Genomic DNA, 23,103 nt, shown 5'->3' on the forward strand with positions numbered 1-23,103 from the left:
CTGTAGGACTCCGCGCGCATGCTTCGGGTTCACTCTGATATGGGTGTGCACAAAGGTGAGCCCAGGGCTTGTGGCGCGGGATGGGACTTCCGGGGACGTCAGAGGGATCCTCAGGAACTCTTCACGTGTGCGTGGGCGAGAGGTGGTGCCGAACGCAAAGATCCGGTCCGCAAGAAGTCAACGCGAGACTACCTGCGTCCCACCGGTACCTGCGACCTCAGATTCCAGTGATGCAGGTCACGAATCAATCGCAAAACAGGGCAAAGGTCGCGGATCCTGACTCGGGCGAGCCCGTGATCACCCACCGTCGCGAAGGATCGGGACGGCTGGGGGAGCGCGTGCGCTCCGTCCGCGCGGGACGTGCGATGGGACACGTCGGCGCTCGGCGGCGGACCCCCGGCCACCGCCCGGCCCGGCGCTCCCCGTCCCGCCCGGGATCCGGGTCACCTCAGCCGGTAACCCACGCGGGGCACGGTCTGGATGGGGTTCGGGGCGCCCAGCTTGCGCCGCAGGGAGCGGATGGTCACGCGCACGATCGTGGTGAACGGGTCGATGTTCTCGTCCCACACCCTCTCCAGCAGCGACTCCGCCGACACCGGGGCGCCGTCGGCGCGCAGCAACTCCTCCAGCACCCCGAACTGCTTGGGCGACAGGTGCAGCGGCCTGCCGTCGCGGGAGGCCTCGTAGCGGGTGGAGTTGAGCCGCAGGCCCGACCGCTCCAGCACCGGCGGTTCGGCCCGGCCGGGCCGCCGGGCCAGGGCGCGGACCCGCGCGATCATCTCCTCGCGGTCGAGGGGCCTGATGAGGTAGTCGTCCGCGCCCAGCTCGAAACCGGCGAGCCGCTCCTTCGGACTGGTGGGAGAACTCACCATGAGCACCCGCACCTGGCCGTGCAGGGTGGTGGCCACGCGGCACACCTCGTTCCCGCTCAGCCCCGGCAGCGCCCGTTCGAGCAGCATGACCCCGTACTCGTTGACGGCGAGCTTGTACAGCGCCGTCTCCCCGTCCGGGGCGGTGTCCACGGCGAAACCGGCCTCGCGCAGCCATGAGGCGGTCGGCTGTGCGGGGTCCTCTCCGTGGTCCACGACCAAGACCCTCATACGCTCTTCCTTCTCCCTCCGCGCTCGGCGGGCGTCTTCCGGGGACGGGGCGGGGGCGGCGCTCACGTTCTGTTCACAGCGCTTCGTGTCTACTTCTTGGTCATGCCGTCGACCGACCCCGGGGAGCACTCGCTCCACGTCCCCGGACACCCGGCCTCACCCCTGGGTGAGGCCCTCGTTGATATAAGCGCGATCGCCCACAATGTACGGTTCATGGCAAAGCGGACCAATTCCGAAATTCTTGCCGTCGTCAAGGCGAACGGCTTCGGCCACGGGGCCGTGGAGGTGGCCCGCGCGTCCCTGGAGGCCGGAGCGACCTGGCTGGGCGTGACCTCCCTGGAGGAGGCGCTCGCCCTGCGCCGCGCCGGGCTGCGCGCCCCCGTGCTGTGCTGGCTGCACCGCGCGGACCAGGACTTCGCCTCCGCCGTCGCCGCCGACGTGGACCTGTCCGTCCCCTCGGTCGGACACCTGCGCGCCGTGGCCGACGCCGCCGTGCGCACGGGTCGTGTCGCGCACGTCCACCTCAAGGCCGACACCGGGCTGAGCCGCAACGGCGCGCCGCCGGAGGCCTGGCCCGGACTGGTCGGTCTGGCCCGCGCGCTGGAACTGGACGGCCTGGTCCGGGTGCGCGGCGTCTGGTCGCACCTGGCCTCCGCCGACCTGCCCGGTGCGGCGACCACCGCGCAGCAGGTCACCGCCTTCGAGGGGGCGCTCTCCCAGGCGCGCGCGGCCGGGCTCGAACCGTCGCTGCGGCACCTGGCCAACACGGCCGCGATCCTCAACGAACCCGCCACGCACTTCGACCTGGTCCGGGCCGGGGTCGGCCTCTACGGAGTGGAGCCCGTCGAGGGCAGGCGCTTCGGCCTGCGCCTGGCCATGACCCTGCGCGCCCGGGTGGCCATGGTCCGCCGGGTCCCCGCGGGGACGGGCGTCAGCTACCACCACGCCTACACCACCTCGCGCGAGAGCCTGCTCGCCCTCGTCCCGCTCGGCTACGCCGACGGCGTGCCCCGGGCGGCGGGGGACCGGGCCTACGTGTGGATCGCCGGACGGCGGTGCCCCGTGGCCGGACGCATCGCCATGGACCAGTTCGTGGTCGACGTCGGCGGCATGGACGTGCGCGAGGGCGACGAGGTGGTCGTGTTCGGCCCCGGCGACCGCGGCGAGCCCACCGTCGAGGAGTGGGCCGACTGGGCCGGGACCATCCCCCACGAGATTCTCACCGGCGTGGGCGCGCGCGTGCCCCGCCTCCACCAGGACCTGGCGCGGCCCGTGCCGCGCGTACCGAGCAAGGAGAGATCGAGTGCCTGAGGCAAGGACACGCGTCGCCGTCGTCTTCGGTGGACGCAACGGGGAGTACGACGTCTCGTGCGCGTCGGCGTTGTCGGTTCTCGCGCACCTGGACCGCGACCGGTACGAGGCCGTCCCGGTGCGGATCACGCGCGCCGGGGCGTGGGTGGTGGGCGCCGACACCGACGACCCCGCCGCGCTGGACGCCGAGCGCCTGCTGGCCCTGACCCCCGAGCCCGGCGGAGAGGGGGAGCGGCGCACGGGCGACGGCCTGGGCGAGGCGATCCTCGCGCTGGGCGAGGCGGACGTGGTCTTCCCCGTCATCCACGGCCCCTACGGCGAGGACGGCACGATCCAGGGGATGCTCGAACTCCTGGGGGTGCCGTACGTGGGCAACGGCGTGCTCGCCAGCGCCGCCGGCATGGACAAGGCGACCACCAAGACGCTGCTGCGCGCGGCCGGGCTGCCGGTCGCGCGGGACGTGGTGCTGCGCGGACCTGACGACGAGGTCTCGCCGCAGGAGCGCGCCGAGCTGGGACTGCCCGTGTTCGTCAAGCCCGCGCGCAGCGGCTCCAGCCTGGGGGTGACGCGGGTCGGCGACTGGTCGGAGCTGGAGGCCGCCGTCAAGACCGCGCGCGAGTTCGACACCAAGGTCCTGGTGGAGGAGGCGGTCGTCGGGCGCGAGGTCGACCTGGCCGTCCTGGAGCTGCCCGACGGCGCGCTCAAGGCCGGGCCGCCGCTGGAGATCCGGGTCGCGGACGCGGAGCGCTTCTTCGACTACGACACCAAGTACGGGGGCGACGCGGTCTTCGACATCCCCGCCGACCTGCCGGTCGGGCTCCGGACGCAGCTGAGCGACCTCGCCCTGGGCGTGTTCGAGGCGGTCGGCTGCTCCGGTCTGCTGCGCGTGGACTTCTTCCTGCGCGGGGGCACCGAACCCGTCGTCAACGAGGTCAACACCCTGCCCGGGTTCACCGCGCACTCGCAGTACCCCCAGATCTGGCGGGCGGCGGGCCTGGAGTACCCCGAGCTGCTGGACAGCCTCATCCGGACCGCGCTGGCCTGAGGGCCGCGCACGTCCCGGGGAACGCAGGGGCCCGCCACACGTGTGGCGGGCCCCTGTCCGTGGCTGCGGGGGAGCGGGCTCAGCCCTTTCCCGGCTTGCGCAGGTGGTGCACCCACGCGGGCGGGACGTTGGCGAACACCTTCTCGGAGCCGATGCCGTAGCGGTCGATCCACTCCTGGACCAGCCAGCTCGTGCGGGCCTGGCGCAGGTAGTCCTCGCGGCGGGCGATGACCGCCTTGACCTCCTTGGTGTACAGGTATCCGTAGAAGGACATGGTGCCGCCCGGTTCGAGCACCTCGAAGTAGTAGTCCAGGATCTCCCGGACGGCGTCGGCGGTGAAGTTCGCGAACGGCAGGCCCGACACGATCACGTCGTAGGACCGGTCGGTGCCCATGTCGTTGACGAGTTTGGCGTGCACGCGGGAGGCGTCGGCCACCCGCGACATGACCGGGTCGGTCTTGAGCAGTCCCTCCACGTGGGCGGCGAACTCGGGGTTGGCCTCCACCAGGTCCAGGGTGTCCCCCGGCTGCATCGATGCGGCGATCCCGCGGCTGATCGCGCCGGTCCCGGCTCCGGCCTCCAGGATGCGCAGCGGGCGGTCGGGTTCGGGTCGGCGCCGGACGTACTCGGCCATCGCACGCGCCAGCGCACCGCTGCTGGGGAGGATGGAACCGGTGGCGTGGAAGGTGCGCAGCGCCTGGCTGAAGAACAGTCGGGTGTCACGCAGGCGCTCGTCCAACCTCAGGGAGGAGAGGGGTCCGGCAGGGCTGTGGGTCTCGGACATACACGCACGCTAACGCCTCATCCCTTCCCGAAGGGAGTCGGCACGGCCGCGTTCTGGGAAAACCCAGGTGAGACCGTGTGTGTCCATGCCCACCGTGCGAAGGGGAACTCCGGAGCCCAGGGGAGCGCCGCGCGGGCCGGGACGCCGCCGGGCACCGCCGCGCGCGCACGCCGGTCCGGCGCCCGCCGGGTCCCTGTCCCCGCGACCGGCGACGGCCTACCCTGGGTGGATGAGCGAACCGGCCAGCACCTCCGAGACCCCCGACCACCCACGGACCGCGCTGGTCACCGGGGCCTCCACCGGGATCGGCGAGGAGTACGCCCGCAGGCTCGCCGAACGCGGCTACTCCCTCGTCCTCGTCGCCCGCCGGGGCGAACTCCTGGAGGCCCTCGCCGAGGAGATCGGCGGACGCTACGGGGTCGGCGTCCAGCCCCTGCCCGCCGACCTGGGCACCGACGAGGGCCTCTCGCTCGTCGTGCAACGCCTGTCCGCCGACGGCAGCGGCGACGAGGCCCCCGTGGACCTGCTCGTCAACAACGCCGGGCGGGGCGACGGCGGCCCCTTCGCTGAGCAGGAGCCCTCCGAGATCGACGCCATGATCGACCTCAACGTGCGCGCGGTCCTGCACCTGACCCGCGCCGTCCTGCCGGTCCAGATCGCCCGCCGCGGAAGCCTGCCGGGCCGGACCAGGCTCGGCGTCATCAACCTCTCCTCCGTCGCGGGCGAGATCACCGCCAACCCCGGCGGCTCTGTGTACGGGGCGGGCAAGAAGTTCGTGTCCCTGTGGAGCGAGAGCGTGGCCGCCGAGGTCGCCGAGCACGGCGTGCACGTCACCGCGGTCCTGCCGGGGTTCGTGCGCACCGACATGACCAGGGGCGTCCAGGAGAGCGGGATGCCCGCGTTCGCGTTCGTCCCCAAGGAGCAGGTCGTGCGCGAGTCCCTCACCGCCTGGGCGGCCGGGCGCTCCAGCGTCGTGGCCGGGGCCCAGTACAAGGCGGCCACGGGGCTGCTGCGCTTCATCCCCAAGCCGATCGTGCGCGCCGCCGCCCGCAGGGTGTGGTGAACCGGGCCGGGGCGAGGCGGACCGGGCGCGACGGCCGCCCCGCGCCGGGACGGTCCCGGCGGTGTGGCGCGGTGTGGCGCACGCCGCCGCCCACATGATGAGACATCCCCGCGAGGGTGCGGCATCGGGGCGCCGGACCGCCTACGCTGGTAGCGCATCTGTCTGTCGAGGAAAGACACCATGAAGACCTTCGAAGAGCTGTTCGCCGAGCTGTCCGAGAAGGCGCGTTCCCGCCCCGAGGGCTCCGGGACCGTCGCCCAGCTCGACGCCGGCGTCCATGCCATCGGCAAGAAGGTCGTCGAGGAGGCGGCGGAGGTCTGGATGGCCGCCGAGTACGAGTCGGACGACCAGGCAGCCGAAGAGATCTCGCAGCTCCTCTACCACCTCCAGGTCCTGATGCTGGCCCGCGGCCTGCGTCTGGAGGACGTCTACAAGCATCTGTAGGCCGACGCGCCGCCCGCGCGCATCCGGCCACCGACGCCACGTCCCCGTACACGCAGCCACGAGAAAGCCGTGAACATGCCCGACATGCTGAGAATCGCCGTGCCCAACAAGGGCCAGCTCTCCGAACCCGCCGTGGAGATGCTCCGCGAGGCCGGGTACCGGCAGCGCAAGAGCAGCCGCGACCTGGTCATGATCGACCCCGACAACGACACCGAGTTCTTCTTCCTGCGCCCCAAGGACATCGCCGTCTACGTCGGCGAGGGCATCCTCCAGGCCGGGATCACCGGCCGCGACATGCTGCTGGACTCCGGCGCCGCCGTGGACGAGGTCCTGCCGCTGGGCTTCGGCGGCTCCACCTTCCGCTTCGCCGCGCCCGGCGGCGCCGGCATGAAGGTGTCCGACCTCAACGGCAAGCGCGTCGCCACGTCCTTCGACGGCCTCCTGCGCTCCTACCTGGACGCTCAGGGCGTCGACGCCCGCGTCATCCACCTGGACGGCGCGGTCGAGAGCTCCGTCCAGCTCGGCGTCGCCGATGCCGTCGCCGACGTGGTCTCCACCGGCACCACCCTGCGCCAGGCGGGCATGGAGACCTTCGGCGAGCCGATCCTGGTCTCCGAGGCGGTGGTCATCCGTCCGTCCGGGGCCCCCGAGAACCCCAAGTTCGACACGCTGCTGCGCCGTCTGCGCGGCGTCTTGGTCGCCCGCGACTACGTGATGATGGACTACGACGTGCACGCCGAGCGCCTGGAGGCGGCGGTCGCGCTCACCCCGGGCATGGAGGGGCCGACGGTCTCCCCGCTGCACCGGGAGGGCTGGGTCGCGGTCCGCTCGATGGTGCCGAGCAAGGACGCCCAGCGGATCATGGACGACCTGTGGCAGCTCGGCGCCCGCGCCATCCTGGTCACCGACATCTACGCCTGCCGCCTGTAGGCGGTGTCCTGAACACCGGACCGGCGGGGACGACATGACGCCGACCCCCGCCGGTCCCGCGCGTTCCGGCGGACGTCCGCGCGGTGGCGTCGCCCCCCAGTTCGACGCGGCCCGTCAGTCCGGCTCCGTCCCGGTGCGCCGTTGACGGCGCGCGCGGGCGAGGCCGTGTGCGGTGCGCAGCAGCTCCCGGGCCGCCTCCCCGGTCCGCGGCCCGGGGTTCACCACGGAGAGCCAGCCCAGACCGCCGTAGACGGGGTGCGCCGCCACCGTGTCCGCCGCGCTCGGGTCCGCGCCCGGGTCGGCCGGTTCGCGCGGTTCACGGCCCGTCCAGTTGACGAAGGCCTCCCTTCCGGCGGCGATGTTCAGCCGGAAGACGCCGGGCCGGTCCAGGCGCGACGCCCGGTCGTCGGGGTAGTCCTTCGTCACGACGGTCGCGAAGGGCTGGGTCGCGGCGGGGACGGCGCCGTCGGGCGCGTAGTAGAAGAACGTGTCGCCCCAGCTGACCTCGGGGGAGCCGTCGCCCGGCCGCGGTCTGAGGGTCAGCACGCCCTCCAGGCTCCCGAGGAACGCGGTGATCTCTTCGATGTTCATGCGTTCAAGCGTTACATTCATGTGGTTGTGGAGACTTTTCCCCGAGGAGTGCGAGGTGGGGGAGTGGGAAGTCGCAACTCGACCGCCATGCGCACGGTCGACGTCGCCCGGCGCTCGGGGTGCTCCGTCCAGCAGGTGCGCAACCTCGAACGCGACGGCGTGCTGCCCCCGGCGGCGCGCACTGCCTCGGGTTACCGGGTCTACGCCGAGGCGCACGTGTGCTCGGCCCTGGCCTACCGGGCCCTCGCCGCCGGGACCGGCCCGGCCGAGGCCGGGCGGATCGTGCGCGCCGCGCACGGGTACCCGGCCTCCGACCTGCTCGCCCTCCTGGACGCCGCGCACGCCCGGCTCCACACCGAGCGCCGGGAGCTGGGACTGGCCAGGGAGGCCGCGGAGGCGATCGCCGCGGAGCCGGTCGGGGACGTCCGCCCGGCGGACTCCATGGGCGTCTCCGAACTCGCCGCCGCGCTCGGTGTGCGGCCCTCGACGCTGCGGCACTGGGACGCCGAGGGGCTCGTCGTGCCCGGCCGCACCTCCCCCGGGGGAGCGCGGAGGTACTCGCCCGCCGACGCCAGGGACGCGCGGATCGTCCACCAGCTGCGCATGGCCGGGTACCGCGTCGCACCGCTGCGCAGCCTGATGCCGCAGCTGCGCCGCGCGCACCGGTGGGACGAGGTGACGGCCGCGCTGGCCGCCCGGGACGCGAGCATCGACGCCCGGTCGGCGGCCCTGGTCGAGGGCGCCGTCGCGCTCGGCGCCCTGCTGCGGTCGGCGCGGACCCCGCACACGGTGCCCGCGGACGCCGGTCCCGCGGACGAGGGAGCCGCGGACGCCGGTCCCGCGGACACCGGTCCCTCGGGCGCGGGAGCCGCGGCCCGGGGACCTTCAGGCGCGGAACCCGGGCCGACGGCCCCTCACTCCGGAGCCTCCGCCAGCGGCCGCAATCCGACGGCGAACTCCACGCCCCCGTCGTACTCCGACTGACGCAGGGCGCCCACGTCGGCGAACATGCCCTCGACCTCGTGCCCGAACAGGTGGGTCAGCGCCAGGGTGAGGCCGCCCAGGCTCTCCCGGCCGGGCATCAGCAGCCGGACCTCGGAGCCCTGCGCGTACTCCACCAGCTCCACGCCCTCCGGCAGCGGGGACGGTGAGGGCCCGGCCTCCGCGACCGGCACGCACACCCGGTAGCCCGCTTCGCCCGCCCGCGGCTCCAGGCTCTTCCACCACCGCCCGTCGGCGCGCCACCCGCGCTCGTCGGCCAGAGCGCCGAGCCGCTCGGCCAGGGCGTGCGCCTCGGCGCGCTCCCGGTCCATGTCGAAGCCCCCGTCCGGGGAGAGCGCGGACACCCCCGTGAGGGCCGTGCGCGCCCGCCGGGGCCGGACCTCCACCTCCGGCTCCCACGCCAGGACCGCGAGGGCCTCCTCCAGTGCCCGGTCCTGGTCCTCCCGCTCGCGCCGGAGGTCCTCGGCGTGCCGGCGCAGCGCCTCCGGGGCCAGGCCGGGGTCGTCCACCACGCGCCGGACGGTGTCCAGACCCATGCCCGCGCGGCGCAGGGTGACGATCTGCCCGGCGCGCTCGATCTGGTCGACGGTGTACCAGCGGAACTGCGTGTCCTCGTCCACACGGGCCGGGACCAGCAGCCCGAGGGAGTGGTAGTGGCGCAGTGCCTTGTGTGAGAGGCCGGTGAGTTCACTGAAGGAACCGATGGGAAGCATGGTTCCACTGTGGCTCCTCCCCCAAGGGGAGGGGCAAGCGGGCGCTCCGGGTCCGGCGGCGCCCCGGCGCGGGCCGCCGCCGGTCAGTCCTCCCGGTCCCCGCGGCGGGCCTGGAGGGCGGCCCAGACGAGCGGGATCTGGAGCGGCACGCGGCCCCAGGCCACGAGGCGGCTGTCGGCCGGGCCCCGGAGCCTGCCCGTGCCCGAGTCGAGGGCCATCTGGACGTTGGCGGGCCACACGGCGAGCAGCAGGGCCGCGCTCGCCGGTCCGGCCCACGCCCTGCGCGTCAGCAGCCCCGCGCCGCAGACCAGCTCGGCCGCGCCGCTGCCGTAGACCCACGTGCGCGGCGCGGGCAGGGAGCGGGGCATGATCGCCTGGAAGGGCTTGGGCGCCGCGAAGTGCAGCACGCCCGAAGCCACGAACAGGCCGCCGAGGGCGTAGGGAGCGGCCCCGCGCACCCGGTCGAGCAGTCCGCCGCGTCCGCGCTTCACCTGCATGGAGTCCTCCTTCGGTGGGGTGGATGCCGACCCTACTCTTCGGTAACCCCCTGGTTCGCGACGACCCCCCGGGCGGAGCGCCGTCCGTCCCCTCGACGGGAACGCGGACGCGTGCGCCGGGCGGGCACAATGTGGGGTATGGACCAGCCGACGACGTACACCGCCCCCGCCTTCCGTGAGCCAGAGGAGGAGACCGTCACGCTGGCGAGGGTGACCGGGGAGACCGGCGGCGACCTCGTGCTGCGCCGCGTGGGCGCGCACTACGAGATCTACTCCAACGGCGTCTTCCTCATGGACACCCGCGACGGCACCTCCGAGCGCGAGATGGTGCGCGCCGCCCTCACCGCCCTCCCCGCGGGCCGCTCGCGCTCCAGGGTGCTCATCGGCGGCCTGGGCGTGGGCTTCTCCGCCCGCGAGGCCCTGGAGCACCCCCGGGTGGCGGTGGTGGACGTGGTGGAACTCGAACCCCACGTCATCGCCTGGCACGACGGGGAACTGGGCGAGGCCGCCGAGTACGTGCACCGGGACCCGCGCTGCCGGGTGGTCAACGCCGACATCGTGGCCTGGCTGGAGGAGGCGTCCTCGGCCGCGGACCCCGTCCGCTACGACGTGGTCTGCCTGGACACCGACAACGGGCCCGACTGGACGGTGGTGGAGAACAACAACCGCCTCTACGAGGCGGCCGGACTGGAACAGCTCACCCGCCTGCTCGCCCCCGGCGGGGTCCTGGCCTTCTGGAGCGCCAACGCGGTGCCCGCCTTCGAGGAGTCGCTGCGGGACGGGTTCGCCTCGGTGGAGGTCATCGAGGTGCCGGTCGCCCGCGGCGTGCCCGACACCGTCTACCTGGCGCGCGAGCCGCGCTGAGGCGGGCGGCCGCGTTCGCGCCGGTGCCGCCCGAGGGCGGCACCGCGGGGCGGCCCCCGCCGGGGGGCTCAGCTCCTGGTGTCGGACATGTAGGCCGTGAACTCGTCCAGGGTGATCAGCCCGTCGCCGTCCTGGTCCATGGCCTCGATCGCGCCCAGGGCCTGCTCCTCGGTGCAGCTGTCCCCGAGGCGGTGCATCAGGTCGGCGTACTCCTGCGCGGAGATGCGGCCGTCGCTGTCGGCGTCGACGAACGCGAAGGTCGTCGCGTACTCGTTGGTGTCGGGCATCTGCGTTCGTCTCCAGGGAGTCGCGGTGGCGGGTCCGGCGCAAGATTACCGGTGAGGGGGCGGTTCGGGAAGCCGACGGGATGCCGGCGCCCGCAGAGCCGGAGGGGCCGCGCACCGGAGGACTCTCCGGTGCGCGGCCCCTCGGGGTCGGGTCGCTAGCGGCTGCCCACGGAGGCCCGCGAGCCGATCCACCGCGCGATCACGGTGAACAGCAGCACCAGCAGGAACAGGCACAGGGCGGCGCCCCACGCGCGGTCGATACCGGCCTCGAAGGGCTGCATGGCGCCCCGGTACAGCTGCATCGGCACGGCGCCCTGCGGCTCGCCCTGGAAGGCGGTCACGACCAGGCCGGTGCCGAACGCGGTCAGCAGCAGCGGGGCGGTCTCGCCGATGCCGCGGGCGACGGCCAGCATCGAACCGGTGGTCAGACCGGGGGCGGCGGCGGGCAGCACCGTGTGCACGATGGTCTGCCACTTGCGCGCGCCCAGGCCGTAGCTGGCGTTGCGCATCTCGTTGGGCACGAGCCGCAGCATCTCCTCCGCGGACCGCGTCACGATCGGCAGCATCATCATGGCGATCGCCAGGGCGCCGGCGAAGGTGCCGAAGCCCATCTGGCCCCAGCCGATGACGATCAGGCCGTACACGAACAGACCGACGAAGATCGAGGGGATACCCGTCATCACGTCGGTGAAGAAGCGGATCGCGCCGGTCAGGCGGTTGGGACCGTACTCCACGACATAGACGGCCGTGGCGATGCCGAACGGGATCGACATCACGACCGCGAGGGCCATGATGTAGAGCGTGCCGAAGAACCCGGCGGCGTAACCGCCGCCCTCGCGCCGCGGCGGGGGCTCGGTGGCGGTGAAGAACTCCAGGTTGACGACGCCGATGCCGCGCCGGGTGACCTCGAAGATGATGAGGACCAGCGGGATCATCGCCAGGACCATCGCGGCGGTCAGTGCCACCGACGCCGAGCGGTCCTTGAACCTGCGAAAGCCCGAGCCGGGCGGGCGCTGGCTCAGGGGGGTGTGCCGGGCGTCCGGAGGAGTGGTGGTTGCTGTGCTCATACGGCGGAGTCTCCCGTGAACTGCCCCAGGCGCCAGACGATGACGCGGGCCAGGATGTTGACGATCATCGTGACCAGGAAGAGGGCGACGCCGATCGCCATCAGCGCCGTCCGGACCTCGGGCGACGCCTCACCGAAGGACGCGGCGATGTGCGAGGCCATGCTGCTTCCGGTGCCGAACAGGCTGCCGCTCCACCCCTGGGTGCCGCCGATCAGCATCAGCACGGCGATGGTCTCGCCGAGGGCGCGGCCCAGCCCCAGCATGGCCGCGGCCACGATCCCGGAGAAGCTGGCCGGCAGGATCACCTTGGTGATGACCTCCCACCGGGTGGAGCCCAGGGCGTAGGCGGCCATCTGCTGCTCGATCGGCTGGACGACGACGACCTCGCGGATGAGCGCCGTCATGATCGGCAGGATCATGATGGCCAGCACGATGCCCGCGGGCAGGTAGCCGACACCGCGCACCGGTCCCTCGAAGAGGAAGAACCAGCCGAACGTGCTCTCCAGCCAGACGAAGAAGGGCCGCATCACGTTCGGCAGGAACCAGTGCAGGCCCCAGAGGCCGAAGATGACACTGGGCACGGCGGCGAGCAGCTCGACCGTGTACGACAGCGGCTTGGCGAGGCGGCGCGGAGCCAGGTGGGTCAGGTAGACGGCGACCATGATCGCCAGCGGCAGCGCGATGACGATCGCGATGGCCGCCGTGACCAGGGTGCCGTAGATGAAGGGCCAGGCGCCGTAGACGCCGGTGATCTCCGTGCGCGAGCCGCCGCTCTGCCAGTCCTGCCCGAGGAGGAAGCCGAAGAAGCCCTCCTTGACGAAGACCGGCCAGGCCTCGCTGGTGGTCCGGATGACCATCAGCGCCAGGATGATCAGGACCAGGGTGCCGCAGGCCGCGACGGCCCACTTGAAGATCGGATCGCCCAGGCGCCCCTTGCCGGACTTCAGCGTCCCCCGCCGGGAGTCCTCGGGGGCCTGGGGGGCCTCACGGGCCTCGGTGGACATGTGCTTCTCCTCTGTGGCTTTCGTGGGGAGTGGAGAGCGTCCCGCCCCGGGGCGGGGGCGGAGGTTGGGAAGAAGGCGTGCGGGGCCGGGACGACTCTCCCGGCCCCGCGGGGCGTTCCTACTCGGTGGTGGCTTCGGCCTCGGGAGCGCTCTCCTCGGCGCTCTCCTCGGCTCCGGCCTCCTCCTCGGCACCGGCGTCGGCGCCGCCCTCAGCGCCGCCCTCGGCGGAGTTGGTCTTCTCCAGCTCGGCGACGACGCGGTCGGTCAGCTCCTGGCCCAGCGGCGCGTATCCCAGCTCACCGGCCAGGTCGCGGGCGCCCTCGTCGGTCAGGGCCCAGGTCCAGAAGTCGATGATGGCGTCGGCGCTGGCCTGCTCGTAGCCGCAGGTGTAGGTGAAGATCCAGTTGGAACCGGCGATCGGGTAGCCCTCGCCGCCGATGTTGTCGATCGCGAACTGGAAGTTCTCCGGGATCTCGGCCTCCTCGGAGGCCGCGATGGTGGACTCCAGGGTCGGCTCGATCGGGTTGCCGTCCTCGTTCACGATGTGGGCGACGGACAGGCCCGCCTCCTGCGCGAAGGACTGGTTCACGTAGCCGATGCCGCCGGGGTTCTGGGTGATGCCCTGGGCGACGCCGTCGTTCTGCTGGCCGCCGACCAGGCCGTCGGCCCACTCGATCTCCTTGCCCTCGCCGTACTTCTCGGCCCAGGAGTCGACCTCGGTGCTCAGGTAGTGCGAGAACACGTAGGTGGTGCCGGAGCTGTCGGAGCGGTGGACGGGGATGATCTCGTCGCCGGGCAGCTCCATGTCCGGGTTGAGCTCGGCGATGGCCGGGTCGTCGAACGTGGTGATCTCGCGGTCGTAGATGGCCGCGATGGTCGCCGGGTCCAGGACCAGGCCGTCCAGCTCGGGGTTGTTGAAGGCGATGACGACCGCGCCGAAGACGACCGGGAACTGCACGGCCTCACAGCCGCGAGCCTCGGAGGCGGCCGCGAGGTCCTCCTCGTTCAGGGGCTCCTCGGAGGAGCCGAAGTCGACGGTCTGCTCCAGGAACTGCTCCACGCCGGCACCGGAGCCCACGCTCTGGTAGTTGACGCTGACGCCGGGCTGGACGTCGTTGGAGTAGGTGTAGATCCAGTCCTGGAACAGGGGGTCGGGGAAGCTGGCACCGGCACCGGTCAGGGAGGCGCTGAGGTCGCCCCCGCCGCCGCCGGAGCCGTCACCGGCGGTGTCGCCTCCGCTGCTGCACGCCGCCGCGAGCAGGGGGATGGCCGCCAGGACGGCGAGCTTGGAACGCCCGTTGCGCATGTCGTAGTTCTCCTCGTTGAATCACCGCTGTCGGGGCTGACGTGAAACGACAGTAAGTGCGCAGGAAGACGCTGTGTCATCGAAATGAAGGCGGGATGGTAGAAGAAGGGTGAATGCGAAGTGAATGGCGGTAACCATCTGATAACGGGTTCGTTTTTTCGGCTCAGCGCGGATTCTGTCATGTTCCGGGGACAGGCGGTGATGACCTGCGGGTATGGCCGTGGATGCCGGGGCGGAGCGGTGGTTCCCCGGTGGCGGAGGTGACACGTCGGATTGTTCGGCGGTTCATCTTCGCGTTCGTCTCGGACTGAGATGACGTGAAGATGAACAAGGGGTCTCGTCGGCATCACCGAAAGGACCCGGCGGAGGGGAATTCACGAACCCCGTCCCGCGCTTTCCCTCCGCTCAGGAACCGTTCGCCGTGTCCAGCCGGTAGCCGATCCCGCGGACCGTGTGGATGAACCTGGGCTGTGCCTCGGAGTCACCCAGCTTGTGCCGCAGGCGACGGATGTGCACGGCGATGGTGTTGTTCACCGGAGGCAGCGGCTTGTGCCAGACCTCGGTCCACAGCTCCTCGCGGCTGACCACCCTGCCGCTGTGCCTCAGCAGGAAGTCCATGATCCCGAACTCCCGCAGCGCCAGGTTGACCGGGTTGCCGTCCACGAAGAGCCGGTGCCCCAGCGCGTCCAGCTCCAGGGCGCCCGAACGCAGCGCAGCCGAGGAGACGGTGCCGTCCGGGCCGCCGCCGTCCGGTCCCGGGAGGGAGCCGCGCAGCAGCGCCGCCAGCTCCGGGATCCGGTAGGGGCGGTTGACGCACGCGGTGGCTCCGGCCGCCAGCGCGCGCATCGCCCGCTGGGAGTCGCCGGGGCCCACCCCGATGAGGATCGGGATGTCCGTCGCCCGCCGGGTCACCCGCACCAGCGTCTCCAGGTCCACCTCGGGCGGAGTGGCGCTGGTGACCAGGGTGTCCGGACGCATCATCCCCACCCGCAACAGCGCCTCGGCGCCGTCCACGCACACCGTGATGTCCACGTCGTGCCCGCTCAGCGACAGCACCAGCTGGTGCGACTGCTCCGACTCGGGCTCCACCAGCAGGACCCGGAGCGGTCCCTCCGACCGTTCCGAGCGCTCGACCAGTTCGTCCTCGACCGGGGTGCCCGGGAACGGGACGGATGCGGACGTTGTGAGCGCGGGCATGGGAGGTCCACTTCGTCGAAGGAACAGTGGGGCGGATCCCCGGGAGGGTGCTCCGGCCTGACCGAAACGGCCCTCCGGTCGGCGGTCGCGACCGGAGGGCCCGCGGCCTTGGGAGAGCCGGAGGTCAGCGGTTTGGCCGAAGCGACCTCACCGATCAGCGGTCCCCGTCTGTGGGAGAGCCGGAGGTCAGCGGTTTGGCCGAAGCGACCTCACCGATCAGCGGTCCCCGTCTGTGGGAGAGCCGGAGGTCAGCGGTTTGGCCGAAGCGACCTCACCGATCAGCGGTCCCCGTCTGTGGGAGAGCCGGAGGTCAGCGGTTTAGCCGAAGCGACCGCTGATGTAATCCTCAGTCCTCTGGTCGGACGGCTTGCTGAAGATCGTGGCGGTCTCGTCGAACTCCACCAGGCTGCCGTAGCGGTCGCCCGCGTCGTCCACACCGGCGGTGAAGAAGGCCGTGCGGTCGGACACGCGCGCCGCCTGCTGCATGTTGTGCGTGACGATGACGATGGTGTACTCGCTGGCCAGCTCGTACATCAGGTCCTCGATCTTGAGGGTCGCGATCGGGTCGAGCGCCGAGCAGGGCTCGTCCATCAGGATCACCTCGGGGTTGACCGCGATGGTGCGCGCGATGCACAGGCGCTGCTGCTGGCCGCCGGAGAGGGCGAAGGCGCTCTCCTTGAGCTTGTCCTTGACCTCGTCCCACAGGGCGGCCTTGGTCAGCGTCTCCTCGACAAGGTCGTCCATGTTGCCGCGGACGCCGTTGATCTTGGGGCCGTAGGCCACGTTGTCGTAGATCGACTTGGGGAACGGGTTGGGCTTCTGGAAGACCATGCCGATCCGGCGGCGCACCTCGATGGGGTCGACCTCCGAGGCGTACAGGTCCTCGCCGTGGTACGTGACCTTGCCCTCGATGCGGGCGCCGGGGATGAGGTCGTTCATGCGGTTCAGGGTCCGCAGCACGGTGCTCTTGCCGCAACCGGACGGCCCGATCATCGCGGTGATCTGACGGGGGCCCACCTTCAGGTCCACGTCGCGCACGGCCTTGTTGGAGCCGTAGTAGATGGAGAGCCCGGAGACGTCGAAGACGGGGTCGCCCAGGTCGGGAACCTCGCGGTTGTACCGGACGGTGTCGGGGGCGACGCCGCGACCGGTCTCGGTGCCGCGAGGGGAGGCGGTGTTGCTGACAGACATGAGGCCACTTCCGGATCGGACTGTGCGTGCGCGGGAGGTGCGCGGCCGGAGCCGCGGAGCGCGGTCGAACCCATGCAAATATGTCCGTATGAAGCAACGGTGAACGAACCCCGTGGCGAAGGTGAACGTGGGCGGTGAACTCGGAGGCGTAGCGATCGCGAGGCGTTGCCCTCCCGTCACCGAAGGAGGTGCGGACCGCCTCTGGAGTGCGGTTCCTCCTGTCCGGTGGGATCGGGCCCCGGGCGGGCCGAAACTCGCCGGGCGGGTGGACAGGTGACCGGCCGCAAACCTCTCGATGACTTTTCGGTCTTCCCAATCCCACCTTTTCGGTCCCACCGGGGCGGGGGACCGGCCTCCTGCCGGGACGCGGCGGCGCCCCGCCCGGACGCCGCCGCTCCCGTCCGGCCGGGCCCCGTCCGGACGTGCGAACGCCCCGGACGCCGCCCTCCGTGGGAGGGGGCGTCCGGGGCGCGCGGAACCGGTTCTCACCGCTCCGGGGAGTGCTTCCCCGGGAAGTACTACTCCGGGGAGCCGCCCTGCTCGGCGATCTTCTCCCGCACCTCGTCCATGTCCAGCTCCTTGGCCTGCGTGATGAGGCTCTCCAGGGCCTCGGAGGGCAGGGCCCCGGGCTCGTTGTAGATGACGGTGCGCTCGCGCACGATCATCAGGGTCGGGATGGACTGGATCTTGAACTCGAAGGCGAGCTCGCGCTGCGCCTCGGTGTCCACCTTGGCGTGGACGATGTCGGTGTGCTTCTCCGAGGAGGTCTCGAACACCGGGGCGAACTGTCGGCAGGGACCGCACCAGTCCGCCCAGAAGTCGATGAGGACGAAGTCGTTGTCCTTCAGCGTCTCCGCGAAGTTGTCCTTGGTGAGCTCGACCGTGGGCACGTGGTCTCCTGTATCTGTTCGTTGGTTGGTGTCGACCGTCGGCCAACCGCCATCTCTCAGTGCTACAGCGGTCGTGCCCGTTCGTTTGTTCCGCATGCCTGCCCCGGCCGGTGAACCACCCCTCAAACCGGTTGTTTTACGCCATAACACGCCTTACATACCTGTTTGGGAGGAAAGAGGGACGACGGCTAGTGTCGACTGGAGGGGCGCGGGCCCGCGGGGCGGGCCGGCCCGGTTCGGGGGCGAATCCGGGATCGTCCCTGTTGAAAGGGGGTGCGGGATGGGTTCCGAAGCCTCTCCGCGGGACGCGGAGGGTCCTTCCGTGGACTACCGGTTCACCCTCGCCAACGAGCGGACCTTCCTCGCCTGGGTGCGCACCGCACTGGCCCTGCTCGCCGGTGCCGTCGCCGTCCTGCACCTGCTCCCGCTGGGCTGGGCGGAGGGGCCGCGCACCGCGGTCGGCCTGCTGCTGGCGGTGCTGGCCGGGGTCATCACCGTCTACGCCCCGCTGCGCTGGTACCGCGTGCAGCGGCTCATGAGCCGTGGCGCGGCCCTGAAACTGAGCGCGCTCCCGCTCGTCACCGCCCTGGCGGTGGGGCTGGTGTGCGCCCTGGTCCTGCTGGGCCACCTGCTGTGAGCACTCCCGTCGAACGCGACCCCGGCATGCAACCGGAGCGCACCCTGATGTCCTGGCACCGCACGATCGCCCTGCTGGTCGTGGTGGGACTGCTGTTCCTGCGCGGCTCCCTGGCCCCCGGCGACGACACCTTCCCGCAGGCCCCGCCCGAGGTGCGCGTGGCCACCGCGGTCGGACTGCTGCTCCTGGCGGGGGTGCTGGCCGCGCACGTGTGGCTGCGGTGGCGGGCCGGCGGGCACGGCGCTCCCGCTCCGGGAACCGGGCGGCCATCGCCGTCCGTGGCGGGCCCGTGGGCGATGGCGCTCCTGTGCGCGGGCGTGCTCGCCCTGAGCTGCGTCCTGGTGGTGACGGTGCTGCTGGCGCTCTGAGGACCCGGCCCCCTCGTCCGCGCCGCCCGGAGGCGGACGCACCCGTCCATGCCCTCGGCGGGCCCGCGGTCCACCGGCGCCGGTCGCCCTCGTGCGGGCATGGGGGAGCACCGGGACCGGCCGGGACGCGCGACCGTCCCGTCGGGGGAAGGGCCGGAGCCGTGGCCCTCCGTCGTCCTGTCTCGTGTCGGTCGGCCGAGGCGGAGAGGGCGCCCCGGACCGGTCCCCTCCGGTTCGGTTACGCCGGCTGCGGTACGGAGCCGACCGTGCGGCGGTGCTCCATGATCGAACGGATGATGTCGTTGAGGTCGCGCTCGGGGCGGTACCCGATCAGCCGCGCGGCCAGCGACGTGTCCGGGTAGCGGCGCTGCATGTCCTCGTAGCCCTCGCCGTAGGCCTCCTCGTAGTCGACGTAGGTGATCGCGCTCCTCGAACCGGCCAGCTCCACGACCCGGTCGGCCAGGCCCTTGATGGAGACCTCCTCGTGCCCGCCGAGGTTGACGGCCTGGTTGTAGGCCTCGGGGGTGTCCATCAGCCGCAGGAGCGCGGGCACCACGTCGAACACCGAGCCGAAGCAGCGGCGCTGCGTCCCCGTCCCGTACACGGTGATGGGCTCGTCCGCCATCGCCTGCTCCACGAAGCGCGGGACCACCATCCCGTACCGGCCCGTCTGGCGGGGCCCGACCACGTTGAAGAAGCGGGTGATGACGCACGGCACGCCCGACTCGACGCCGTGCACGTAGGCGACGAGCTCGTCCAGCCCCTTCGCCGCGGCGTAGGACCAGCGGCTCTTGGTCGCCGGACCGTAGACGCGGTCGTCGCCCTCCTTCAGCCCGGCGGCGTCGTTCTTGCCGTAGACCTCGCTGGTCGAGGCGACCATGTAGGGCACGCGGTGCGCCACGGCCGCCTCCACCACGTTCTCCGTCCCGTGCAGGTTGATCCGCAGGGAGCGAAGCGGGTTGTCGACGATGTTGTACACGCCCACGGCCGCCGCGAGGTGGAACACGGCGTCCGCCGGGGCGACCAGGGAGTCGACCAGCTCCCGGTCCAGGACGTCCCCCTCCACGAACCGGAACCCGGGCGAGCCCTGCGCCTGGGCCAGGTTCGCCGGGGACCCGGTCGACAGGTCGTCCAGGACGGTGACCTGATGGCCCCGGGCGATCAGGTGGTCGCACAGGTGCGAGCCGATGAAGCCGGCTCCTCCGGTGACTACAGCCTTCATGGTTTCCCCTCCACTCGGTGTTCTCTATCGCCGCCCCCCGACGGGGAGCGGCGTGTGTGCGCGGTCGTCGCGGCCGCGCGCACGGTGGGGCGGCGCGCGGCGCCGCCGACCGCGGTCTCGGGAGCGCTCAGGCCAGGCAGCGCAGCACGTGGAAGCCCTCCCCGAGCGCCACGCCCGCCTGCATGCCCCGCAGGACGGCGAGGCTGCGCAGGGTGGGCTCGGAGCGCGTGTGCGGGTGCTGGTGAGACTGGGAGCCGTACAGCTGCATGCCGTGGAGCTTGTCGACCACCTGCACCTCGTCCAGCTCGACGATGAGGTTGGGCGGGCACAGCGGCTCCGAGCGCCAGTGGTCGGCGGCCTCCTCGTAGGCCAGGGCCAGGCGCGGGTGGTGGCGCAGCGCGGTGTTGGACGGGCGCAGGGCGGTGTGCACCGCCTCGGCCACGGCCCGGTGGTCCTGGTTGTAACTGGAGTGGTGCGGTCCGAGCACCACGGTCGGGCGGAGCCGCTCAATGGACAGCGGGCTCTCGCGCTCGATCAGCTGGGCGAGATCCACCCGGGCGACGGAGTCGAGCCTCAGGTGGTACTGGTCGCCGGGCAGGGCCATGTGCCAGTCGTCCCAGCGGAAGTGGTCGGCGACCTTCTTGATCTCCGCGTAGCGCTCCTCCGCCGTGGAGAAGCCCTTGGGAGACATGTCGGCCGTGTCCCCGACGGTGAGGAACTGGACGAACACCTCGGCGCCGGCCGCCTTGGCCTTGCTCATGAGGCCGCCGCAGCCGAGCGTCTCGTCGTCGGGGTGGGGCGCGAACACCAGGATGCGTTCCTGGGACCAGTCCGTCGTCATACCGTTTCCCGTCCTTTGCCTAGAGAGCGATCGGGTTTTTCCCGGGGAGCGGCGCCGCGCCCGGTGGCGCGGCGCTGTGGTGGACCCGTGTCCGGGTCAGCTCTGGGTTCTCGCCTGCCTGAGCACGTGCAGTGCCTCCGGGCCGGTGTTGAGGAGAAGGTCGATCGCCGACAGACGGGGGACGAAGTCGGCCGGTGCGCGCCCGTGCTGCGGGTACACCGGGTGGCGGAAGTCCTGCCACCGGACGTCGATCCCGTAGCGGCGCAGGGTCTCGGGCTCCAGGTAGTCCCGGGCTCCGTCACCCGAGAGCATGGTGTGCGCGCCGGTCTTGGCGCAGATCTGGGCGAGGAGCTCGCTCTTGCGGCCGGGGAAGTCCCCGATCTCACTCGCCAGCAGCAGCGGCGTGTCGATGCCGAACCACCGCATCAGCATGCGCGTGGTCGCTACGCACAGGTCCGCGAGACCGTCCCACTCCTGTTCGTACAGGTGGGCGATTTCGTCGCGGTAATCCTTCCAGTGGGGCGCTTTGCGGTAGCAGTGTTCCGCGAGTGCCTTGTAGTGTCTTGACTTCCATTTCTGACTGTTGTCAACAACCTTGTCCCGTATGAGGTCGTTCCGGCTGCCCTGGACGACCGGAACGGTCAGTAGGACGGGTTTTCCGCCGCCGCCGACGTAGTTGCGGTTCTGCCATCCGCGGCGCTCGAACTGGACGTTGTCGAGGATGATGAAACGGTCGGAACGGTCAATTTTATCCAAAAGTCCCAGCCACGGAAGGTAGTGAGGCTGGTGCAGTGCCACGGTGCGTGACGCACCGTCCTGGCTGCTCATAGCGGAGTAACCCCCCGGGCTGGTGGCCTGTGGGATTCGAGTGGAACCGGATGAGGATGAGGACGGAACGCCGATCACTCCGAGCATTCTCCTTAGCTCCGCTGGTCACTTTCCGTAGATTTTTCCAGGATCTGGACAATGTTGGACAAAACACAGACGAGCCGTAGCTACTGCTCACAAATATCCTCTTATGGTTACCATCTTCCGCAAGCCCGTGTATACGATTTGCGTGGCCTACATAGGACAGCGAACCCGGGTGAACCTCTCGGTGTCGTAGGGCGTCAAGCTAACACCGACTTTGCGGGTTAATGTCGGTCCGAAACCGAGAACTTCGGAGGGTCCTAGCGCTGTGCGTACCGCACGTTTCATAGGCGGCCTGCTGATCGGGCTCATCGCCCTCGCCCTGGCCGCGGCACTCTTTGTCTACTGGTTCGGCTACGCGACGGACGTGGCCGAGGCCTCCGGCCTCGGCGCCCTGGGTTACGTGTTCCTGTGGTTGGCCTTCGGCGCCAACCTGCTGCTGTGGACCGTCGTCGGACTCGTGCGCCTGGGCGAGGACTCGGTGCGCGCCGTGCTCCGGTCACCGCGCGCCGGACACCGCGGCGCCGTCGGGGGCGGGGCCCGCGAACGCGTCCTGGTGGGCGCGGGCGGTTCCGGCGGCACCGCACTCGCCGAGCGGGGCGGCGACGCCTCCGAGGGGGGCGCCCCGGCCGCCGTGGCGGCCCGGGCGGCGGATCCCGGGCGGGAGGTGTCCCTGGCCGTCATCATCCCGGCGCACAACGAGGAACCCGTCATCGGCGGCGCCATCGCCTCCGCGACGGGGCTGTTCGACCGCTGGGACGTCTACGTGGTCTCGGACTCGTCGAGGGACTCCACCGCCCAGATCGCGGCCAAGACCGGCGTGAACGTCCTCGAACTCCTCACCAACCGCGGCAAGGCCGGGGCCATCGAGGCGGTCATCGAGGAGTTCTCGCTGACCGACAACTACGACGGCGTCCTCATCCTGGACGCCGACACCGAGCTCGACCCCGGGTACGTGGAGGGCGCCCGGCGGCAGCTGGCCGACCCGTCGGTGGCGGCGGTCGCGGGCTTCGTCGTCTCGGAGTGGAAGCCGAAGGAGCGCGGCTTCGTCGGCCGGATGATCTCGGCCTACCGGGACCGCCTGTACTTCATGCTCCAGTACCTCATGCGCTTCGGGCAGACCTGGCGGCACGCCAACACGGCCTTCATCGTGCCGGGCTTCGCCAGCGTCTACCGCAGCGAGGCGCTCAGGGAGATCGAGGTCAACCCCAAGGGGCTGGTGATCGAGGACTTCAACATGACCTTCGAGGTGCACCACAAGCGCCTCGGCAGGATCTCGACGAACCCCGACACCAAGGCCTACAGCCAGGACCCGTTCACCTTCCGGGACTACTACAAGCAGGTCACCAGGTGGACGCTGGGCTTCTGGCAGACCGTCCGGCGCCACCGGGTGTGGCCGAGCCTGTTCTGGGCCTGCCTGGCGCTGTACATCCTGGAGGTCGTCCTGGTCTCCGCCGTGCTGTTGGTCACCACCGTGGTCGGCCTGTTCGTCCTGGCGGGGACGCTGGGCGGCGAGTTCTTCCTGAGCCTGCCGTTCGCCGGGGAGGCCTTCACGGCGGTGACGGCCTTCCTGCCGCTGCTGGCGATCGCCATCGGCCTGTTCATCCCGGACTACATGCTCACCTGCCTGATGGCGGCCATCCGGCGGCGGCCGTCCTACCTGGTCTACGGCCTGCTCTTCCTCCCGATCCGGCTCGTGGACGCCTACCTCGCGCTGCGGATGATCCCCAAGGCGTGGACCACCGAGTCCGACGGCCGGTGGAGCAGCCCGGACCGCGTCTCGGGCAGGTGACCCGACCTGCGGTGATGTGAGATCGTCCGGCCCCGGGTACCCCGGGCG

Annotated in this window: 25 protein-coding genes; 10 read left to right on the forward strand and 15 right to left on the reverse strand. The window is 71.3% G+C overall.

Annotation, left to right across the window (positions count from 1 at the left end; translation table 11 throughout):
* Window positions 1–443 precede the first annotated feature (443 nt).
* Window positions 444–1,100 (reverse strand): response regulator transcription factor, encoded by a 657-nt coding sequence (locus PV789_RS01345; protein WP_274975802.1) that lies wholly within the window; start codon window positions 1,098–1,100, stop codon window positions 444–446.
* Window positions 1,101–1,202: 102 nt separating this feature from the next.
* Here PV789_RS01345 and alr point away from each other — a divergent pair, with 102 nt between their 5' ends.
* A complete protein-coding gene (gene alr / locus PV789_RS01350; RefSeq protein ID WP_274975803.1) occupies window positions 1,203–2,411 on the forward strand; it encodes an alanine racemase in 1,209 nt (402 codons plus the stop codon).
* Window positions 2,404–3,456 carry a D-alanine--D-alanine ligase family protein gene (locus PV789_RS01355; protein ID WP_274975804.1) on the forward strand — a complete coding sequence of 351 codons (1,053 nt, stop codon included), beginning with the start codon at window positions 2,404–2,406 and terminating at the stop codon, window positions 3,454–3,456. Before alr ends, PV789_RS01355 begins: the two co-directional genes overlap by 8 nt.
* Before the next feature lie 79 nt (window positions 3,457–3,535).
* Here the strand turns inward: PV789_RS01355 and PV789_RS01360 are convergent, their stop codons facing one another.
* The gene (locus PV789_RS01360) at window positions 3,536–4,240 is read right to left on the reverse strand and encodes a class I SAM-dependent methyltransferase (protein WP_274975805.1); all 705 of its coding nucleotides are present in this window, start codon (window positions 4,238–4,240) and stop codon (window positions 3,536–3,538) included.
* A 229-nt stretch (window positions 4,241–4,469) separates the two neighbouring features.
* Here PV789_RS01360 and PV789_RS01365 point away from each other — a divergent pair, with 229 nt between their 5' ends.
* From PV789_RS01365 to hisG, 3 genes are all read left to right on the forward strand, one after another.
* Window positions 4,470–5,303 carry an SDR family NAD(P)-dependent oxidoreductase gene (locus tag PV789_RS01365; protein WP_274975806.1) on the forward strand — a complete coding sequence of 278 codons (834 nt, stop codon included), beginning with the start codon at window positions 4,470–4,472 and terminating at the stop codon, window positions 5,301–5,303.
* A gap of 180 nt (window positions 5,304–5,483) precedes the next feature.
* On the forward strand, window positions 5,484–5,747 hold the full coding sequence (locus PV789_RS01370) for a phosphoribosyl-ATP diphosphatase (RefSeq protein WP_013156366.1): 264 nt from the start codon (window positions 5,484–5,486) through the stop codon (window positions 5,745–5,747).
* 75 nt (window positions 5,748–5,822) lie between these two features.
* A complete protein-coding gene (gene hisG / locus PV789_RS01375; protein WP_274975807.1) occupies window positions 5,823–6,677 on the forward strand; it encodes an ATP phosphoribosyltransferase in 855 nt (284 codons plus the stop codon).
* A 114-nt stretch (window positions 6,678–6,791) separates the two neighbouring features.
* On the opposite strand, the gene PV789_RS01380 is transcribed toward hisG, so the two are convergent.
* Complete coding sequence (locus tag PV789_RS01380) at window positions 6,792–7,268, reverse strand: DUF6194 family protein (RefSeq protein ID WP_274975808.1); 477 nt, start codon at window positions 7,266–7,268, stop codon at window positions 6,792–6,794.
* Between the two features lie 63 nt (window positions 7,269–7,331).
* Here PV789_RS01380 and PV789_RS01385 point away from each other — a divergent pair, with 63 nt between their 5' ends.
* Window positions 7,332–8,252, forward strand: a complete 921-nt coding sequence (locus PV789_RS01385; RefSeq protein ID WP_274975809.1) for a MerR family transcriptional regulator — start codon at window positions 7,332–7,334, stop codon at window positions 8,250–8,252.
* Here the strand turns inward: PV789_RS01385 and PV789_RS01390 are convergent.
* Complete coding sequence (locus PV789_RS01390) at window positions 8,183–8,983, reverse strand: MerR family transcriptional regulator (protein WP_274975810.1); 801 nt, start codon at window positions 8,981–8,983, stop codon at window positions 8,183–8,185. The genes PV789_RS01385 and PV789_RS01390 overlap by 70 nt on opposite strands.
* An 83-nt stretch (window positions 8,984–9,066) precedes the next feature.
* Complete coding sequence (locus tag PV789_RS01395; protein WP_274975811.1) at window positions 9,067–9,480, reverse strand: DoxX family protein; 414 nt, start codon at window positions 9,478–9,480, stop codon at window positions 9,067–9,069.
* A gap of 138 nt (window positions 9,481–9,618) precedes the next feature.
* Here PV789_RS01395 and PV789_RS01400 point away from each other — a divergent pair, with 138 nt between their 5' ends.
* Window positions 9,619–10,344 carry a spermine/spermidine synthase domain-containing protein gene (locus tag PV789_RS01400; protein ID WP_475467164.1) on the forward strand — a complete coding sequence of 242 codons (726 nt, stop codon included), beginning with the start codon at window positions 9,619–9,621 and terminating at the stop codon, window positions 10,342–10,344.
* A gap of 68 nt (window positions 10,345–10,412) precedes the next feature.
* Here the strand turns inward: PV789_RS01400 and PV789_RS01405 are convergent, their stop codons facing one another.
* The 7 genes from PV789_RS01405 to trxA all read right to left on the reverse strand — a co-directional run bounded on the left by PV789_RS01405 (window position 10,413) and on the right by trxA (window position 17,286).
* Entirely contained in the window at window positions 10,413–10,631 is a 219-nt protein-coding gene (locus PV789_RS01405) for an EF-hand domain-containing protein (protein ID WP_274975813.1), read from the reverse strand.
* A gap of 155 nt (window positions 10,632–10,786) precedes the next feature.
* Window positions 10,787–11,698 (reverse strand): phosphate ABC transporter permease PstA, encoded by a 912-nt coding sequence (pstA, locus tag PV789_RS01410; protein ID WP_130396041.1) that lies wholly within the window; start codon window positions 11,696–11,698, stop codon window positions 10,787–10,789.
* Complete coding sequence (pstC, locus tag PV789_RS01415) at window positions 11,695–12,702, reverse strand: phosphate ABC transporter permease subunit PstC (RefSeq protein ID WP_274975814.1); 1,008 nt, start codon at window positions 12,700–12,702, stop codon at window positions 11,695–11,697. The genes pstA and pstC overlap by 4 nt, the downstream gene beginning before the upstream one ends.
* 118 nt (window positions 12,703–12,820) lie before the next feature.
* A complete protein-coding gene (gene pstS, locus PV789_RS01420; RefSeq protein ID WP_274975815.1) occupies window positions 12,821–14,008 on the reverse strand; it encodes a phosphate ABC transporter substrate-binding protein PstS in 1,188 nt (395 codons plus the stop codon).
* A 405-nt stretch (window positions 14,009–14,413) separates the two neighbouring features.
* Window positions 14,414–15,205 carry a response regulator transcription factor gene (locus PV789_RS01425; protein ID WP_274975816.1) on the reverse strand — a complete coding sequence of 264 codons (792 nt, stop codon included), beginning with the start codon at window positions 15,203–15,205 and terminating at the stop codon, window positions 14,414–14,416.
* Between the two features lie 318 nt (window positions 15,206–15,523).
* The gene (gene pstB / locus PV789_RS01430) at window positions 15,524–16,396 is read right to left on the reverse strand and encodes a phosphate ABC transporter ATP-binding protein PstB (RefSeq protein ID WP_013156377.1); all 873 of its coding nucleotides are present in this window, start codon (window positions 16,394–16,396) and stop codon (window positions 15,524–15,526) included.
* Window positions 16,397–16,914: 518 nt separating this feature from the next.
* Window positions 16,915–17,286: a thioredoxin gene (gene trxA / locus PV789_RS01435; protein ID WP_013156378.1), complete on the reverse strand. Its 372-nt coding sequence runs from the start codon at window positions 17,284–17,286 to the stop codon at window positions 16,915–16,917.
* 280 nt (window positions 17,287–17,566) lie between these two features.
* Between trxA and PV789_RS01440 the strand changes: the two genes are divergently transcribed.
* Together PV789_RS01440 and PV789_RS01445 are read left to right on the forward strand one after the other, a co-directional pair.
* Complete coding sequence (locus PV789_RS01440; protein ID WP_212641893.1) at window positions 17,567–17,923, forward strand: YidH family protein; 357 nt, start codon at window positions 17,567–17,569, stop codon at window positions 17,921–17,923.
* The gene (locus tag PV789_RS01445; RefSeq protein WP_274975817.1) at window positions 17,920–18,291 is read left to right on the forward strand and encodes a DUF202 domain-containing protein; all 372 of its coding nucleotides are present in this window, start codon (window positions 17,920–17,922) and stop codon (window positions 18,289–18,291) included. Before PV789_RS01440 ends, PV789_RS01445 begins: the two co-directional genes overlap by 4 nt.
* 238 nt (window positions 18,292–18,529) lie before the next feature.
* Here PV789_RS01445 and PV789_RS01450 read toward each other — a convergent pair whose 3' ends face one another.
* From PV789_RS01450 to PV789_RS01460, 3 genes are all read right to left on the reverse strand, one after another.
* Window positions 18,530–19,513 carry an NAD-dependent epimerase/dehydratase family protein gene (locus tag PV789_RS01450; protein ID WP_274975818.1) on the reverse strand — a complete coding sequence of 328 codons (984 nt, stop codon included), beginning with the start codon at window positions 19,511–19,513 and terminating at the stop codon, window positions 18,530–18,532.
* Window positions 19,514–19,640: 127 nt separating this feature from the next.
* Entirely contained in the window at window positions 19,641–20,354 is a 714-nt protein-coding gene (locus PV789_RS01455) for a PIG-L deacetylase family protein (RefSeq protein ID WP_248773048.1), read from the reverse strand.
* Between the two features lie 96 nt (window positions 20,355–20,450).
* Window positions 20,451–21,182, reverse strand: a complete 732-nt coding sequence (locus tag PV789_RS01460) for a WbqC family protein (RefSeq protein WP_274975819.1) — start codon at window positions 21,180–21,182, stop codon at window positions 20,451–20,453.
* Between the two features lie 349 nt (window positions 21,183–21,531).
* Between PV789_RS01460 and PV789_RS01465 the strand changes: the two genes are divergently transcribed.
* Window positions 21,532–23,055 carry a glycosyltransferase family 2 protein gene (locus tag PV789_RS01465; RefSeq protein ID WP_274975820.1) on the forward strand — a complete coding sequence of 508 codons (1,524 nt, stop codon included), beginning with the start codon at window positions 21,532–21,534 and terminating at the stop codon, window positions 23,053–23,055.
* Window positions 23,056–23,103: the final 48 nt, after the last annotated feature.

It is taken from the genome of Nocardiopsis camelliae (assembly GCF_028993595.1).
In the GTDB taxonomy this organism is placed as follows: domain Bacteria; phylum Actinomycetota; class Actinomycetes; order Streptosporangiales; family Streptosporangiaceae; genus Nocardiopsis; species Nocardiopsis dassonvillei.